This window comes from Streptomyces sp. NPDC015125, assembly GCF_043080045.1.
Lineage (GTDB): Bacteria > Actinomycetota > Actinomycetes > Streptomycetales > Streptomycetaceae > Streptomyces.
In genome coordinates this window covers 220,396-235,527 of record NZ_JBIBVF010000010.1, presented here as the reverse complement: position 1 = coordinate 235,527, position 15,132 = coordinate 220,396, and the positions used below count along the sequence as shown (strand labels likewise).

17 protein-coding genes and 7 tRNA genes are annotated in these 15,132 nt (G+C 72.4%); 10 read left to right on the top strand and 14 right to left on the bottom strand.

What is annotated here, in order from left to right; translation table 11 throughout:
* The first annotated feature begins 110 nt into the window (after positions 1-110).
* Positions 111-836: an exonuclease domain-containing protein gene (locus ACF088_RS22690; protein ID WP_392377583.1), complete on the top strand. Its 726-nt coding sequence runs from the start codon at positions 111-113 to the stop codon at positions 834-836.
* A 137-nt stretch (positions 837-973) separates the two neighbouring features.
* Here ACF088_RS22690 and ACF088_RS22685 read toward each other — a convergent pair.
* The 4 genes from ACF088_RS22685 to ACF088_RS22670 form a co-directional block, all read right to left on the bottom strand.
* Positions 974-1,045: transfer RNA gene (locus ACF088_RS22685), tRNA-Val, on the bottom strand.
* A gap of 117 nt (positions 1,046-1,162) precedes the next feature.
* Positions 1,163-1,624, bottom strand: a complete 462-nt coding sequence (locus tag ACF088_RS22680; RefSeq protein ID WP_392377582.1) for an SRPBCC family protein — start codon at positions 1,622-1,624, stop codon at positions 1,163-1,165.
* 86 nt (positions 1,625-1,710) lie between these two features.
* Positions 1,711-1,782, bottom strand: a tRNA-Val gene (locus tag ACF088_RS22675).
* A gap of 54 nt (positions 1,783-1,836) precedes the next feature.
* Positions 1,837-2,268 carry a TIGR02611 family protein gene (locus tag ACF088_RS22670; RefSeq protein WP_392377581.1) on the bottom strand — a complete coding sequence of 144 codons (432 nt, stop codon included), beginning with the start codon at positions 2,266-2,268 and terminating at the stop codon, positions 1,837-1,839.
* Between the two features lie 190 nt (positions 2,269-2,458).
* On the opposite strand from ACF088_RS22670, the gene ACF088_RS22665 reads away from it, so the two are divergent.
* Together ACF088_RS22665 and ACF088_RS22660 are read left to right on the top strand one after the other, a co-directional pair.
* Positions 2,459-2,872 carry an SsgA family sporulation/cell division regulator gene (locus tag ACF088_RS22665; RefSeq protein WP_003959770.1) on the top strand — a complete coding sequence of 138 codons (414 nt, stop codon included), beginning with the start codon at positions 2,459-2,461 and terminating at the stop codon, positions 2,870-2,872.
* Positions 2,873-3,099: 227 nt separating this feature from the next.
* A complete protein-coding gene (locus tag ACF088_RS22660; RefSeq protein ID WP_392377580.1) occupies positions 3,100-3,669 on the top strand; it encodes a CGNR zinc finger domain-containing protein in 570 nt (189 codons plus the stop codon).
* Between the two features lie 111 nt (positions 3,670-3,780).
* On the opposite strand, the gene ACF088_RS22655 is transcribed toward ACF088_RS22660, so the two are convergent.
* On the bottom strand, positions 3,781-3,936 hold the full coding sequence (locus ACF088_RS22655) for a hypothetical protein (protein WP_018087659.1): 156 nt from the start codon (positions 3,934-3,936) through the stop codon (positions 3,781-3,783).
* Between the two features lie 68 nt (positions 3,937-4,004).
* Entirely contained in the window at positions 4,005-4,466 is a 462-nt protein-coding gene (locus ACF088_RS22650) for a hypothetical protein (RefSeq protein ID WP_392377579.1), read from the bottom strand.
* A gap of 195 nt (positions 4,467-4,661) precedes the next feature.
* Between ACF088_RS22650 and ACF088_RS22645 the strand changes: the two genes are divergently transcribed.
* The gene (locus ACF088_RS22645) at positions 4,662-5,189 is read left to right on the top strand and encodes a DsbA family protein (RefSeq protein WP_392377578.1); all 528 of its coding nucleotides are present in this window, start codon (positions 4,662-4,664) and stop codon (positions 5,187-5,189) included.
* 31 nt (positions 5,190-5,220) lie between these two features.
* Here ACF088_RS22645 and ACF088_RS22640 read toward each other — a convergent pair whose 3' ends face one another.
* The 3 genes from ACF088_RS22640 to ACF088_RS22630 are packed head-to-tail and all read right to left on the bottom strand — an operon-like array spanning position 5,221 to position 7,975.
* Positions 5,221-6,051 (bottom strand): GNAT family N-acetyltransferase, encoded by an 831-nt coding sequence (locus ACF088_RS22640; RefSeq protein ID WP_392377577.1) that lies wholly within the window; start codon positions 6,049-6,051, stop codon positions 5,221-5,223.
* A gap of 35 nt (positions 6,052-6,086) precedes the next feature.
* Positions 6,087-6,911 (bottom strand): aminotransferase class IV, encoded by an 825-nt coding sequence (locus ACF088_RS22635; RefSeq protein WP_392377576.1) that lies wholly within the window; start codon positions 6,909-6,911, stop codon positions 6,087-6,089.
* The gene (locus tag ACF088_RS22630; RefSeq protein ID WP_392377575.1) at positions 6,908-7,975 is read right to left on the bottom strand and encodes a chorismate-binding protein; all 1,068 of its coding nucleotides are present in this window, start codon (positions 7,973-7,975) and stop codon (positions 6,908-6,910) included. The genes ACF088_RS22635 and ACF088_RS22630 overlap by 4 nt, the downstream gene beginning before the upstream one ends.
* A 177-nt stretch (positions 7,976-8,152) precedes the next feature.
* Here ACF088_RS22630 and ACF088_RS22625 point away from each other — a divergent pair.
* The 5 genes from ACF088_RS22625 to ACF088_RS22605 all read left to right on the top strand — a co-directional run bounded on the left by ACF088_RS22625 (position 8,153) and on the right by ACF088_RS22605 (position 8,623).
* Positions 8,153-8,225, top strand: a tRNA-Gly gene (locus ACF088_RS22625).
* Positions 8,226-8,260: 35 nt separating this feature from the next.
* A tRNA-Cys gene (locus ACF088_RS22620) sits at positions 8,261-8,334 on the top strand.
* 1 nt (position 8,335) lies between these two features.
* Positions 8,336-8,407 (top strand) — tRNA-Val (locus tag ACF088_RS22615).
* Positions 8,408-8,445: 38 nt separating this feature from the next.
* Positions 8,446-8,517: transfer RNA gene (locus ACF088_RS22610), tRNA-Val, on the top strand.
* Between the two features lie 34 nt (positions 8,518-8,551).
* Positions 8,552-8,623 (top strand) — tRNA-Val (locus ACF088_RS22605).
* 109 nt (positions 8,624-8,732) lie between these two features.
* Here the strand turns inward: ACF088_RS22605 and ACF088_RS22600 are convergent.
* From ACF088_RS22600 to ACF088_RS22590, 3 genes are all read right to left on the bottom strand, one after another.
* Entirely contained in the window at positions 8,733-9,014 is a 282-nt protein-coding gene (locus tag ACF088_RS22600; protein ID WP_392377574.1) for a zf-TFIIB domain-containing protein, read from the bottom strand.
* Between the two features lie 73 nt (positions 9,015-9,087).
* A complete protein-coding gene (locus ACF088_RS22595; protein WP_392377573.1) occupies positions 9,088-10,119 on the bottom strand; it encodes a phosphotransferase family protein in 1,032 nt (343 codons plus the stop codon).
* 297 nt (positions 10,120-10,416) lie between these two features.
* Positions 10,417-10,623, bottom strand: a complete 207-nt coding sequence (locus ACF088_RS22590; protein WP_392377572.1) for a hypothetical protein — start codon at positions 10,621-10,623, stop codon at positions 10,417-10,419.
* Between the two features lie 610 nt (positions 10,624-11,233).
* Between ACF088_RS22590 and ACF088_RS22585 the strand changes: the two genes are divergently transcribed.
* Positions 11,234-12,589: a serine/threonine-protein kinase gene (locus ACF088_RS22585; protein WP_392377571.1), complete on the top strand. Its 1,356-nt coding sequence runs from the start codon at positions 11,234-11,236 to the stop codon at positions 12,587-12,589.
* Between the two features lie 291 nt (positions 12,590-12,880).
* Here the strand turns inward: ACF088_RS22585 and ACF088_RS22580 are convergent, their stop codons facing one another.
* Positions 12,881-13,696, bottom strand: a complete 816-nt coding sequence (locus tag ACF088_RS22580) for a TrmH family RNA methyltransferase (protein WP_392377570.1) — start codon at positions 13,694-13,696, stop codon at positions 12,881-12,883.
* A gap of 53 nt (positions 13,697-13,749) precedes the next feature.
* Complete coding sequence (cobA, locus tag ACF088_RS22575; protein WP_392377569.1) at positions 13,750-14,988, bottom strand: uroporphyrinogen-III C-methyltransferase; 1,239 nt, start codon at positions 14,986-14,988, stop codon at positions 13,750-13,752.
* Between the last annotated feature and the right edge of the window lie 144 nt (positions 14,989-15,132).

Below are 15,132 nucleotides of genomic sequence, written 5' to 3'. Positions count from 1 at the left end.
CGCGTCAAGTGGTCCGCAAACAAAGACGGTTCGAGCACCGGACGGCCCGGGTATCACCAGCTCGGGTGGTGTGCATGCCATCCCCCGCACGAGCGCGAGGAGTTGGGATGATGCCGTGCTGGTATGACGGACCGCTAGCCGCCTTCGACACCGAGACCACGGGCATCGACGTCGAGCACGACCGCATCGTCTCCGCCGCCCTGGTGGTCCAGGAGACACCGCGTTCCGCGCCCCGGGTCACCCGTTGGCTGATCAACCCGGGCGTCGCGATACCCGAGGCCGCCACGGCGGTGCACGGCCTGACGTCCGACCATCTCGCGCTGCACGGCCGCTGGCCCGCGCCGGTGCTGGAGGAGGTCGCGCGCGCCCTGGCCGCCCAGTCGGTGGCCGGCCGCCCGCTGGTCGTGATGAACGCCCCGTTCGACCTCACCCTCCTGGAGCGTGAGTTGAAGCGGCACCGCGCCAGCTCGCTCGACGCCTACCTGGGCGGGCATCCGCTGCGCATCCTCGATCCCCGCGTCCTCGACAAGCACCTGGACCGCTATCGCAAGGGCCGCCGCACGCTCACCGACCTGTGCGCCCACTACGAGGTCGAGCTGACGGACGCCCACGAGGCGGCCGCCGACGCGCTCGCCGCGCTGCGCGTCGTCCGGGCCCTGGGGCATCGCTTTGCGGACCGTCTGGAGGGGCTGCACCCGGCGGAGCTGCACACCCGCCAGGCCGTCTGGTACGCCGCCCAGGCGCGCGGCCTGCAGGCGTGGTTCGAGCGCAGCGGCAACCCCGAAACCGTTGATCCGCATTGGCCGCTGCGTCCCGAACTCCCCGCCGCGGCCTGATCCCTCATCGGCAATTCCGGCTCGGCCGGCAAAGGCACCGGGCGGAATTCCCGGTGCCGCGTTCTCCCACCCACGTGCCGTGTTGTCCCAACAAAAAGAACCGGGCCGCCTTTTGGCGGCCCGGTTCTTGATCCCGGTGGGCGATACTGGGTTCGAACCAGTGACCTCTTCGGTGTGAACGAAGCGCTCTCCCACTGAGCTAATCGCCCGGGTGTCGGCGAGGTTTCCCCCGCGAACGAGCAGAACAATACAGGCCGCCCGGGCCTTCCATCAAATTCCTGTTCCGGCGTCCTCCCGGTCCGCCCCGCCGGGGCAGCCGGGGCACCTCATCCACGGGCCAGCCAGGCGGCGAGCCCGCGGCGTCCGGACCGCATCATCAGCGCATGATTGGCGAGGAAGACCGGCCGCCCCAGCAGCGCGAGCCGCCGCAGCAGCGGCTTGCAGACCTCGACGTCCTGCTCGAAGACGGCGCGGGTGCCGCCGGCACCGGGCACCACCGTCCAGCGCGCCCAGCCGGCCAGGTCTCCGCGCATCCCTATCTCCAGCACCCCCGCACCCGGGTCCCGTACGCGCTCGCTCGCCACGACCGTGAGGTCGTACGGCAGTATCGAGCGGAAGCGGGCGATGCCGCTGCGGTCGTCGAGCGGGTTCACCTCACGGACCTGCGGCCACCAACGCGGGTAGGCCTCGGCGCGCTCGAGGACGGCATAGACGACGGTCGGCGGGGCGTTGAGCAGCCAGACGGTGCGGAAGCGGTAGCGGTGCAGTCGGTGTGACCTGACGGGCATGACCCCAGTGTGCGCCCCGCGGCGGTGCACCCGCGCAACAACAGCGACGGCCCGGAGACTTGAAGTCTCCGGGCCGTCGTCCGGGGTGGGCGATACTGGGTTCGAACCAGTGACCTCTTCGGTGTGAACGAAGCGCTCTCCCACTGAGCTAATCGCCCGGGCGCACCGCCAACATTACCCCACACCGGCGGGCACTTCCGACCATGGCGACGTCACTCGGAGACGTTCCACGGCATCGCGAAGCCGAACTTCCAGACATAGACCGCGAGCACCACGGCGATGATCACCAGGCCGATGGCGGTCAGAGTGATGTTGCGCCGCCGCACCTTGGGGTCGAGCGCCTTCTGGGCCGCTTCCGTGACCTTTCGCTTGGTCCAGCGCAGCACCAACTGGGCCCAGACGAATTCCGTCGCCCAGATCGCCATACCGGCGAAGATCACCAGCCAGCCCGGTCCCGGCAGCGGCAGCATGATCACGCCGCCCGCCACGACCGCGAGGCCGACGACGAAGACTCCGACCTGCCAGCTCAGATGCAGCGGCCGGGAGCGCTTGATGAAGTGCGGCGCTCTCGAACCGAGCGGCTGCTCGGCCGGAGCGGCGTCCTCCTCCACCGTTCCCGACCCCCCGTTACTCTGCGTATTCATACCCACAAACTTACCGGACGGGATGGGTCCGGCGGAATTGCCGCCGAGGACGATCTCGCAATCCGCCGGAAGAGGTACCTGAAGCCACACAAAACCGTCAGAGGGGTTTACAACGGCACCGTAGGTGGCATGTCGATTTCGCCGACGTGCGAATCCCCGAGCGCACACTGAGCGAAAGGCCCTGGCGCTTATGAACACCACGGTCAGCTGCGAGCTGCACCTGCGCCTCGTTGTGTCGAGCGAGTCCTCACTGCCTGTACCCGCGGGCCTGCGGTATGACACGGCCGATCCCTATGCCGTGCATGCCACCTTCCATACCGGAGCCGAGGAGACCGTGGAGTGGGTTTTCGCCCGCGACCTCCTCGCCGAGGGCCTGCACCGGCCCACGGGCACCGGAGACGTCCGCGTATGGCCGTCCCGGAGCCACGGACAGGGCGTTGTCTGCATCGCCCTGAGTTCCCCGGAAGGCGAAGCCCTGCTCGAGGCGCCCGCACGGGCTCTCGAGTCGTTCCTCAAAAGGACCGATGCCGCCGTGCCACCCGGTACGGAGCACCGGCATTTCGATCTCGACACCGAGCTCTCCCACATCCTCGCGGAGAGCTGAGACGCAGCACGGTTACCGAAAGCACCCACCCGCTCACACTTGCGCCCGTCCGACTCGGGGAGACGGCGCAGGACCGACAAGTTCATACGGCACACTTCGGCGTCGTCGCCGCGGACCCACCGCGGAGTCGGCGCTGAAGCTTGTTCCAGGCGCTGGATTCGGCGACCATTCGGCAACCACACCGGGGGCGGTACCCGTCCGGCCCCACCCTGCCAGGGAGCGGAACCGTGATGATCAGCCATGACACCCGGTGCGCACTGGACGCGGTCGTCGATCTGCTGAACACCGCTCCGGAGGGCGAATCCCCCGGAGCGCCGGACAGCCTGACCGACCTCGCGGCCCTCGAGGACTTCGTGCGACGCAATGACGTCAGCGACGTGGGGGCGCTCGGTGCGGGTGACCTGGCAGCCGTACGGTCCGTCCGCGCGCGGTTCGCCCGGATCTTCGCGGCCGACGACGACCGCACCGCGTCCGAACAGCTGAACTCGCTGGTCGCCTCGGCGGGCACCACACCGCAGCTGACGGATCACGACGGGTACGACTGGCACGTCCACTACTTCGCGCCGGGCGCGTCGGTCGCCGAGCATCTGGCCGCGGACGGCGGGATGGCGCTGGCCTTCATCCTCGTCGCCGGAGAACGCGAACGGCTGCGTCGCTGCGAGGCCCCGGACTGCCGGCATGCCTTCGTCGACCTCTCCCGCAACCGCTCCCGGCGCTACTGCGACAGCCGCACCTGCGGAAACCGGCTGCATGTCGCGGCCTACCGGGCGCGGCGGCGGGAGGCCGCGGCGGGCTGAGCGCCGGTCGCAGCACCCCGGCAGGGTGCACAGCGGCGGGGTGCACAGCGGCGGGGTGCACAGCGGTGGGGTGCACAGCGGTGGGGTGCACAGCGGTGGCGCGGAGCCGCTTCACAGCAGGAAGAGGTCGTGCACCGCTCCGAGAAGGAGCAGAAAGCCGATGACGGCGAGGAAGAGCATCAGCGGCGGCTGGGACAGCGCGAACAGGCAACCGCGCGGTTCGGGGGACGGGGCGTCGTCTTGGGCGAGGGCGCACTCATCGTTCATCTCGCGCGCATCATGGCGCAGCTGATCGTGCCAATGCGCCCGATAAGCGCCTCAGCAGCGGTAGTTCATCAGATCCCGTGCTTTTTCAGGATCGCTTCGATGTCCGAGAAGTCATCCTTGGGTGCACCGCCCTTGCCCTGGGCGGCCTTCCCCTTGGGTGCCGGCTGCGCCGCACCCCGCGCGGCGCCGAGCGAGGGCGCGGAGGCAGCCGGCGCCACCGCGCCGGACCGGTCGGCCGCCGCGGCCTTGCGTTCCTTGCGGCTGCCGATCCCGCCCCTGCGGCGCTCCACTCCCCTGCTGATCATGAACAGCACGGCGGAGAGCGCGAGCACGCCGAAGCCGGCCCAGACCGTGGGCTTGAAGACGATGTTGGTGACCCAGTCGATGACGCCCGTCATCACCAGGCCGATGGGAATCAGGGAAAAAGCGGCGATGCGGGTCGCGGCCAGGAACCGCTTGCGGTATGCCGTCAGCGCGGCGATGCCCAGGCCCGCTGCCGACACCGCGGCACAGACGGTCGAGGTCAGCATCCGGTCCTCCTGCTGGTGAAAGGGCGAGCAGGCACTCTGCTCCCTTCCATCCTGCCTTGTCCGGCCGGGCGTGGGCCATGTTCCGGGACGGGCTCAGGGACATCTCGGGGTTGCGCTCCTCCGCAGGTCCCGTTTCGGTCACCGAGCCGGGGTACCTCCCGGCGTGAGCCGCGGGAGGACTGGAAGACTGGCCCCATGAACGACGCCACCAGCTCCGCCGCCCGCCCCGACCGCCCCGTTCTGGACGTGTGGTGCGAATTGCAGTGCCCGGACTGCCATGCCGCCCTGGCGGACCTGAAGGCGCTGCGGGCGCGCTACGGCGACCGGCTGGACATCCGCCTGCGCCACTTCCCCCTCCCCAAGCACAAGCACGCCTATGTCGCCGCCCAGGCCGCCGAGGAGGCCATCGAGCAGGGACAGGGCCGGCCGTACATCGAGGCGGTGCTGGCGCGCAGCGAGGAGCTCGGCACCCGCGGCGAGAAGCTGCTGCTGGAGGTCGCCGGGGAGCTGGGGCTGGACGCCGAGGAGCTGGACACCGCGCTGATCGACGGGCGGCATCTGCTGATCGTCGACGCGGACCAGGCCGAGGGCAAGGCGATCGGGGTGACCGGAACTCCGACCTATGTGATCGGCGGCGAGCGGCTGGACGGCGGCAAGAGCCAGGAGGGGCTGCGCGCCCGTATCGAGGAGATCGTCGACCGGCTGCTGGCCGGGCAGGACTGAGCCGGGCCGCACGGGCGCCGGCCGGGCCGCCTCACAGGATCGGTTTCCACAGCAGGTACCCGGTGGGGCGGTAGCCCAGCGAGGTGTAGAGGCCGAGCGCCGCCGCGTTGTCCGCGTAGACGTTCAGGCCGAGGGTGGCGTGGCCGGCGGCGAGGCTCTCGCGCTCGGCGACCAGCATCAGGGTGCGGCCGTGGCCGTGCCCGCGGTGTGCGGGATCGACCCGTACATCGACAACATAGCCGCCCGGCTGGTCCGGCATCCGCAGGCCGACCCAGATGCTGCCGACGTCCGCGCCGCGGTGGGCCAGGACGCGCAGCGCCTGGTCGGGCGTGTCCACACCGTCCGGCAGCAGGGCGCGATGGCCCGCCGCCGAGATCTCCTCGGCGCGTGCGCGGGGCATCCCCTGGCCCAGCTGCGTCCGGACGTGCTCGGCGAGCGCGGCGTCCCGCCAGGCCGGGTACTCCGCCTCGCTCAGCGCACGGTCGCTGCTGTCCCCGGGCAGCCGGGGCGGGCCGTCGAGGGTTTTGCTCATCGTGCGGCTGCGCTCGGTGTAGCCCAGCGCCGCCGCGAGCCGCCCGGCGGCCCCGGCGCCGGCCGGGACGGTCACCTCGATCTGCCGGCAGCCCCAGCCGCGCAGCACCTCCTCGGCGGCGAGTGCGGCGACCGTGGCGCGACCGCGGTGCCGGTCCGGCTCCTCGACGGTCAGCTCCGCGATCCGGCCCGCCGTCGGGCCGAACCGGGCGTCCGTCGTCAGCCGGATCCCGCCGACCCGGCGGCTGTTGACGCAGATGTCGTACGGCCGGGCCCGGCCGCCGTCGTCGTGTCGTTCTTCCGGTCCCGCGGGGCGCAGCGTTGTGGTCACGAGGACTTTCTACTCGCCCGTGCGCGGGCCCGTCATCACCGCGGATCGAAGTCGGCGGCGGACTGTTCGTCGAAGATCCGCATGGCTTCCGCGGTCACCGGGCCCGGGCCGTCGGCGAGTTGGCGGTGGTCGATACGGGTCACGGCCTGGACATCGCGCAGGGTGGAGGTCAGGAAGATCTCCTCCGCCCGCTCCAGCGCGTCCAGCGGCAGATCGGTCTCCTTGGCACCGGCCCAGCCGACCGTCAGGGCGCGGGTGATGCCCGCCAGGCAGCCGGAGTGCAGCGGCGGCGTGTGCAGTTCGCCGTCCAGGACGACGAAGACGTTGGAGCCGGTGCCTTCGCAGAGCGCGCCGACGGTGTTGGCGAACAGCGCCTCGGAAGCGCCCCCTTCACGGGCGCGGGCCAGGGCCACGACGTTCTCGCCGTACGACGTCGTCTTCAGACCGGTGAGCGCCCCGCGTTCGTTACGGGTCCACGGGACGGTGACGGCCGCGGTGGTGTCAGGGCGGCGCGTGGTCTCGGAGAGCGCGATGACCAGCGTGGGACCGGCGTCGCCGCGGTCCGAACCCAGCGGTGAGACGCCGCCGGTGTAGGTGAGCCGCAGCCGGCCCAGGGCCATCGGGTTGGCGTCGAGGACCGCTGCGCAGCCGCGCCGTACCTCGTCGAGATCGGGATCGGGCAGTCCCAGTCCACGGGCCGAGGTGGTCAGGCGGTCCAGATGCCGGGTGAGGGCGAAGGCACGGCCGCGCTCGGCTTTGATGGTCTCGAAGACTCCGTCGCCGACCGTCAGCCCGTGGTCGAAGACCGAGACCCGGGCGCCCTCGGCGTCCTGCAGCGTGCCGTTGAGCCAGATCTTCATCGCTTTCCTCCACTCGCCTCGTGCAGGCCCGACGCTACCGCGAGCAGCCTGCGCGCCTTCAACTCGGTCTCGGCCCACTCCCGCTCCGGATCGGAGTCCCAGATGATCCCGGCGCCGGCGCCGAAACGGAGCACCGGGCCGCCGGGCGGGGTGCGGTCGATCCAGAACGTACGGATGCCGACCGCGAGCTCGCCGGTGCGGCGGTCCGCGTCGACCCAGCCGATGCCTCCGCAGTAGGGGCCGCGGGGTGCGGTCTCCAGCTCGTCGATGATCCGCAGCGCGCTGGATTTGGGGGCACCGGTGACCGACCCGGGCGGGAAGGTGGCGTCCAGCAGATCCGCCCAGGCGGTCTTCTCGTTCGCCCCGTCCAGTTCGCCGCGCACGGTGGAGACGAGGTGGACCAGGCCGGGGTGCTCTTCGACGGCGCACAGTGCCGGGACGGTGACGGAGCCGGTGGCGCAGACCCGGCCGAGATCGTTGCGGACCAGGTCCACGATCATCACGTTCTCCGCCCGGTCCTTCGCCGAGAGGTCCGCCGCGGTCCGGCCGGTGCCCTTGATGGGGCCGGAGGCGACGGTGCGGTCCTCGCGCCGCAGATACAGCTCCGGGGAGGCGCTGGCGATCTCGACGCCATGACCGGGCAGCCGGATCGTCCCCGCGTGCGGCGCCGGGTTGCCGCGGGCCAGCACCGCGGACAGCGCGTCCACGTCGGCACGGCCGGGGTCGGGCAGCGGCGCGGTCAGCACCCGGCAGAGGTTCACCTGGTAGACGTCGCCGGCCGCAATGTGTTCACGGATACGCCGCACACCGCCGGTATAGGCGTCGCGGTCCAGGGAGCTGGTCCAGGCGCCGGGTGCGGGGCCGCGCCAGCCGTCGGGGGCAGGCCCGTCCGCCGCGGTGGCCGGCCGTACGTCGCCGAAGCGGGCGCAGACCACCGCGCCCTCGAAATCGGCGGCCACGGCCCACCAGCCCGTGGAGTCCAGAGCCGCGGGATCGCTGGTCACATCCAGCAGGTCGGTGGCTATCAGGCCGCCGAAGCGTGCCATCGGAGCGAAGTCGTGCACGTCAGCGAGTCTATGGCGGCGGCCCCGAGGCCGCCTGTGCCGAGCGAGCAGCGCAGCACGCTGCACAAACGCGTTTTTGTACTGGCCCCGGAATCCGCTAGAGTTCAACACGTCGCCGGGACGCACAAGCGCCCCGGAGGCCGCGTAGCTCCCGGACGTAGTCTGGGAGAGACAACTGCGGACGTAGCTCAGTTGGTAGAGCACCACCTTGCCAAGGTGGATGTCGCGAGTTCGAGTCTCGTCGTCCGCTCGATGTGGGGGATCTTCCCGAACCCCCTCACTCCTGGTGGAGTGGCCGAGAGGCGAGGCAACGGCCTGCAAAGCCGTCTACACGGGTTCAAATCCCGTCTCCACCTCCAAGGACGATTAGCTCAGCGGGAGAGCGCTTCCCTGACACGGAAGAGGTCACTGGTTCAATCCCAGTATCGTCCACTGGATCCCCGACTGTGCTTGACCGGGGTGTCCGTCCCGCGCGATTAGCTCAGCGGGAGAGCGCTTCCCTGACACGGAAGAGGTCACTGGTTCAATCCCAGTATCGCGCACGCAGCTGCGGATCTTCGCGATCCGTGGTCCCGAGGACGATTAGCTCAGCGGGAGAGCGCTTCCCTGACACGGAAGAGGTCACTGGTTCAATCCCAGTATCGTCCACACCTGATCCCGAGGGCCGGAGCATTTCGCTCCGGCCCTCGGTCGTTGTCCAGGACTACACCGGTCAGGACTACACCGGTCAGGGCGAGATCGGTCAGAACGAGACCGGTCAGGACGAGAAGAGCATGTGGCCGAAGCTGCGGTGGTGATGACCGTGGTGTCCATGGTGGCCGTGGTGGCCCTGGTGCGGGGCGCCCCAGGCGGGGGCGGCGGGGTAGGCCTGCGGGGCGGGCGGCGGCGGGGGCTGCTGGGACCACTGTGACTCAAGACGGGTCAGCGCCTCCAGCTCCCCGTAGTCCAGGAAGATCCCCCGGCAGCCGGCGCACTGTTCTATCTGCACGCCATTGCGGTGGTATGTCTGCATCGGCGCATGGCACTTGGGGCACTGCATCGTCGGCTCCACTCCTGTCGTCCGGCACTGCTCACTGCGGCGCCGCCGGAACGGCCGCCCGGCGGCGGGGTGTTCACCTTACGTCCGGGCCGACAGACGCCAACCGGTCCGGCAGGGACGTCATCCGGGTACAGGCGCCGACGACCACCGCCTCGGTCTCGTCCAGGGGACGGGAGGCGGTGGCGGCCTTGGCGACGGCGAGCGCGGCGGTCTGCACGGTCAGGGCGCGGGCCGGAATCTCCAGGTCGGGCCAGGGATCGCCGGACGGCCGGACGGCGGGGCCGCCGGCGGCGCGGTAGGCGGCGAGGAAGCGCGTCCAGATGTCCGGTCCGAGCAGGCCGGCGGCGAACCACGCGGCGGGGCGGGCCAGGTCCCAGGCGCCGTCGCCCGTGCCGAGGTCGTCGATGTCGATGAGGAGCCAGGGGCCGTCGGTGGCCGGGTGGCGGACGAGCTGGCCGAGGTGCAGATCGCCGTGGCAGAGGGTGCCGGCGCGCGGCGACGGGGCGGCGCCCCGGGCCCACGGCGGCAGCAGTGCCCAGGCTCGCTCGACGGCTGCGGCGGCCGCGGGCAGCGATCCCGGGCCGGGCCGAAGTGCGGGCGGCGGGCCGCCGGCAACGGCCAGGGCGGTGCGCAGACGGGCCAGGGCGCGGGCGGCCTTGGCGGGGCCGCGCATCGGCGGTACGGGGCCGGGCAGTTGGCTCGGGTCGACCGTGTGCAGACGGGCCAGTAGGCGGGCGGCGTCCTCCCAGGGCGCGGCGTCGGGGTCGTCGGGCGGAACCGGGCTGCCGTACGGCCAGCGGGTGAGGGCGCGGCCGTCCTCGGTGAAGGTGAGGAAACCGCCGGGGGCGGTGACCGGGAGCGGGGGCAGCAGGATGCCGTGCAGAAGGGGGTGGGCGGCGATCCGCAGCCGGGCGGCCAGGTCGCCCGGGTCGCCCTCGGGGGCGTGCGCCTTGGCGACCGTTCGGCCGCTGCGGACGACCGTGCCGTCGGGGCGGTCGGCGAGCACCTCGGGGGCGGGGGCGGGAACGGGAGCGGTGGCCTCAGCGCCGCGCCGGGCCGTCGTTGCGGACAGCTCGGCCAGGCGGTCGAGCAGTGAGGTGGCCATCGTTCCCCCTGGTCCTGCGCGTGCCGGATGTGCCGTGGGTGGTGGGCCGTGAGTGGTGGGCCGTGGGTGGTGGGCCGTGGGCCGTGGGCCGTGTGTGGTGGTGCGAGCTGTGGGTGGCCCGGAGGGGGATCGTACGCGTGGTGCGGGCGGGCCGGGCAGGACAGCGGCCGGGAAAGCTCGAAGGCCGGGCATCTCCCCAGATGCCCGGCCGTCGTGCCGTCCGCCGCACCCCCGTCCCCACGGGGCTTTCAGCCGGAGGTCCCGTCCCGGGCCGCTCTCCCGGGACCGGGGCGCCGCTCAGCGCCCCAACATTCCGACCACGGACGACGCCTGTGTCATGACGGCCTCCCAGCCGCCGAAGGCCACGGCGAGAACGCAGGCCAGCGGCAGCACCATGGCCACCGCGACGAGGGGATGGCGCGTGCCCGAGGGCTGCCGGACGCCGGGCGCGGCGGCTCGCCGCCCCTGCGCCCGAAGGGCCGTCCGCCCTGAGGTCTGCGCCATCGTCCCGCTCCCGTCGTGACTGGGGCGGCGGGCGTCTTACCTCGGGGGACGAGTGCTGCGCCCGCCGCTTGAACACAACAGTAGGCATGTGACCGGCGGCGGGCGTCATGCCGTCGTACCGATTGGTCGGCCTCCGGGAGGATGACGGCTCGGCGCCTCGCGTACTCCCCTGGGTGGAGAGACGGCGCCAGGCCTTGAGGATCTCCCCCAAGGGGGACCGTGGCGCTTTCTCGGCCCGCGCACTCCTGAGGGTGACCTCGCTCACGCCGTCCGCCCGCCCGAGCACCGCGGTCCCGCCCCTGCGGACCGCCGCGCACACCCCCGCTTTCCGCCCCTTGACCGCATCCCCGGCATCCACGACCAACCTGCCCCGATCCCCCTTCATCCCGCCAATCTTCCTTCTGCGGCGGATCATTGGGATCCCTCACGGTAAGGCGGGACGCCCGGCGGCCGGTTTCCCTCGCGCGCTTCGGGAGTCGCACCCGCCACCGGCAATCCGGCAGCCGACGCATGCGCGGCCTCTCAGCACAGCGAGCCGTCAATCCGTAAGCTGTGCCACGTCAGACGGTTGGCAGCGGAGGGGGCTCCCCACCGCAGGTAGGGGACGGACATGGCGATGATGCGGCTCCGACGCGAGGACCCGCGTGTCGTCGGGACGTTCCGGCTGCACCGCCGGCTCGGCGCGGGCGGGATGGGCGTGGTCTATCTCGGCTCGGACAAACGTGGGCAGCGGGTGGCGCTCAAGGTGATCCGGCCGGACCTGGCGGAGGACCAGGAATTCCGCTCGCGGTTCGCGCGGGAGGTCTCGGCCGCCCGGCGGATCCGCGGCGGCTGCACGGCCCGGCTGGTCGCGGCCGATCTCGACGCGGACCGCCCTTGGTTCGCCACCCAGTACGTCCCGGGGCCCTCGCTGCACGACAAGGTCAACGAGGGCGGTCCGCTGTCCCCGGCGCAGGTCGCCGCCATCGGCGCCGCGCTGTCCGAGGGCCTGTTGGCCGTCCATGACGCGGGTGTGGTGCACCGCGACCTGAAGCCGTCCAACATTCTGCTGTCGCCCAAGGGCCCGCGGATCATCGACTTCGGTATCGCCTGGGCGACCGGCGCCAGCACGCTGACCCATGTCGGTACGGCCGTCGGCTCGCCGGGCTTCCTGGCGCCGGAGCAGGTGCGCGGGGCCGCGGTGACACCGGCGACGGACATCTTTGCGCTGGGCGCCACCCTCGCGTACGCCTGTACCGCGGACTCCCCCTTCGGGCAGGGAAGTTCGGAGGTCATGCTCTACCGCGTGGTCCACGAGGAGGCACAGCTCGCCGGGGTGCCGGACGCCTTGGCCCCGCTGCTCGCCTCGTGCCTGGCCAAGGATCCGGCGGACCGTCCCAGCACCTTGTCGCTGTCACTGCGCCTCAAGGAGATCGCGGCCCGTGAGGCACACGGCCCGTCGGGCGGACCGCTGGAGAACGGGGCGGGCGTGGGAGCCGGTTGGCAGCGCGCGGAGCGCCGTCCGTCGGACCGGCCGACCGGGCAGCGTGCCGAGGAATACGCCCGCCAGCGCACCGAGCGGCGGACGGCCGGCAATTCCTCGCCGCGTCCGCACCCGTCCCGCCCCCCGGCTTCACATGACGCGGTCTCCCGGCCGTCCGGCCCGGCCTCGGCCGCGGGGAAGAATCCGCGGAAGACCGGCGGACGCACGGTGCGACGCGTCCCGGCCGCACGGCCCGCGGGGCCGGGCGGTAAGCGCGCTCCGGTGCGTACGACGTCGGGCGGGCGCCGGCCCGGCCCCGACCGCCGGCTGCTGCGCCAGCGCGTCATTGTGTTCGTGGTGGTGACCCTGCTGGTGGCGCTCGGTATCGCGGCGGCCCAGGGGTGCCAGGGGCCGGCCCGCGGGCTCGGTGTGGAGCAGCCGGGGCCGGTTGCCGCGTCCGGGGGTGGGGGCGCGCCCTACGGGGTGGGGGAACAGAACCCCTAAGGGGGGCGGACGCCCCCTGCGGGCCTCAACGCGGCGGGTTCGGGGCGGTATTCCCGTGGGTTCGGGACGGTATTCCTGTGGCGTTCGGCGCGGCATTCCCGGGCGTTCGGGACGGTATTCCTACGGCGTTTGGCGCGGCCTTCCCGTGGGTTCGGGACGGTATTCCTCTGGGCTTCGGGGCGGTGTTCCCGTGCCCGAGGGGGCACTGCCCGGGCGGACGGAGCGGCCGGGGCGGCCCGCTCGGGCACGCGGCCGCGGACGCACCCCAACGGGGCGCAACCCCGCCCTCCCTTAAGCGGGCCGGCCCGTCGCCACCGCGTAGAACGCCACCGCGGCGGCCGCTCCGACGTTGAGCGAATCCACGCCGTGCGCCATCGGGATACGGACCCATTCGTCGGCGGCCCGCAGCGCGCCGGTGCTCAGACCGCCGCCCTCCGCGCCCAGCATCAGGGCCGCGCGCTCCAGCGTGTGCGGAGCGGCTTCGGCGATGCCGGTGGCCTTCTCGGCCGGGGTGAGGGCGAGCAGGGTGAAGCCCGCTTCCCGTACGGCGGCCAGGTCCCGGGGCCAGCTCTCCAGGCGGGCGTAGGGCACGGAGAACACCGCGCCCATGGAGACCTTGACCGAGCGGCGGTAGAGCGGGTCGGCGCAGTCCGGGGAGAGCAGCACCGCGTCCATGCCCAGGGCCGCCGCGCTGCGGAAGATCGCGCCGATGTTGGTGTGGTCGTTGACCGCTTCCATGACGACGATGCGCCGGGCCCCGGCGAGGAGTTCGGTGGCGTCCGGCAGTGGCTTGCGCTGCATGGAGGCCAGCGCGCCGCGGTGCACGTGGTAGCCCGTCACCCGCTCGGCGAGGTCCGGGCTGACGGCGTAGACCGGGGCCGGGACCTCGTCGATCACATCGCGCATGACGTCGACCCACTTGGCCGAGAGCAGCATCGAGCGCATCTCGTAACCGGCCTGCCGGGCGCGCCGGATGACTTTCTCGCCCTCGGCGATGAAGAGCCCTTCCGCGGGCTCGCGCCGGCGCCGCAGCTCGACGTCGGTCAGGCCGGTGTAGTCGGCCAGCCGGGGGTCGTCCGGATCGTCGACGGTGATGATTTCTGCCACGGGAAGAGAGTGCCTTGTCGGTGTCGGGGTGCCAATGCCGCGTCCGGGATCGGTTACCTGGGGGTAGGAGCGGGGGCGACGGTGACGACGTCGCCGATGACGATGACCGCCGGGGGACGGACGCCCTCGGCCCGTACGGTGTCGCCGAGCGTGGCGAGAGTGGCGTCGACCCGGCGCTGGGCGGCGGTGGTGCCCTCCTGGATGACGGCGGCCGGGGTGTCGCCGGGCCGGCCGTGCGCGATGAGCTTGGCGGCGATGGCGCCGCTGTTCTCCACACCCATCAGGACCACAAGGGTGCCGCGCAGCTTGGCGAGCGACGGCCAGTCCACGAGCGAACGCTCGTCGTCGGGGGCGACATGGCCGCTGACGACGGTGAACTCGTGGGCGACTCCGCGGTGCGTGACCGGGATGCCGGCGGCGCCGGGCACGGAGATGGTGCTGGAGATGCCGGGAACGACCGTGCAGGGGATACCGGCCTCGGCGAGCGCCTGGGCCTCCTCCATACCGCGGCCGAAGACGAACGGGTCGCCGCCCTTGAGCCGGACCACGGCCTTGCCGGCCTTGGCGTGCTCGATCAGCGCGTTGTTGATGGCCTCCTGGGCCATGAACCGGCCGTAGGGGATCTTCGCGGCGTCGATGACCTCGACGTGCGGCGGGAGTTCGGCGAGCAGATCGCGGGGGCCGAGCCGGTCGGCGATCACCACATCCGCCTCGGCGAGCAGCCGGCGGCCGCGGACGGTGATCAGATCGGGGTCGCCGGGGCCGCCGCCGACCAGCGCCACGCCCGGAGTGTGCGGGCGGCGGTGGTGCGGGGCGGCGATGCTGCCGTCGCGGAGGCCCTCGACGATCGCGTCGCGCACGGCGGCGGAGCGGCGCGGGTCGCGGCCGGTGAGCACGGCGACGGTGACGCCCTCGCTGCGGCCGGTGGCCGGGGTCCAGGCGGTGGCCGCCTCGGCGTCGTCGGAGCGTACGCACCACACCCGGCGGTCCTCGGCCTCCTGGGACGCGGCGGCGTTGGCCTCCGGGTCGTCGGTGGAGATCAGTGCGTACCAGGCGTCGGCGAGGTCGCCGCCCTGGTAGCGGCGCCGCTCCCAGCGGATCTCACCGGCGTCGGCCATCGCTTCGACGGAGGGTGTGGCGGACGGCGAGATCAGCAGGACATCGGCGCCCGCGGCGACGAGGGACGGGAGCCGGCGCTGGGCGACCTGTCCGGCGCCCAGGACGACCACCCGGCGGCCGGACAGCCGCAGTCCGACGGGGTAGGCGGCGTGTTCGGCGGCGTGCTCAGCCATGGCGGTACGGCTCCTTGTGCGGATGAGGCGAATGCGGCGGCCGGCTCAGCCGCTGCGGCGCCGGAGCGGCTGGTGAAGGGGGTACGGCCCCGGGGCGGTACGGCCCCGGCCCACAGCCTATGGGGCTGCGGGCCGGGGGTCATG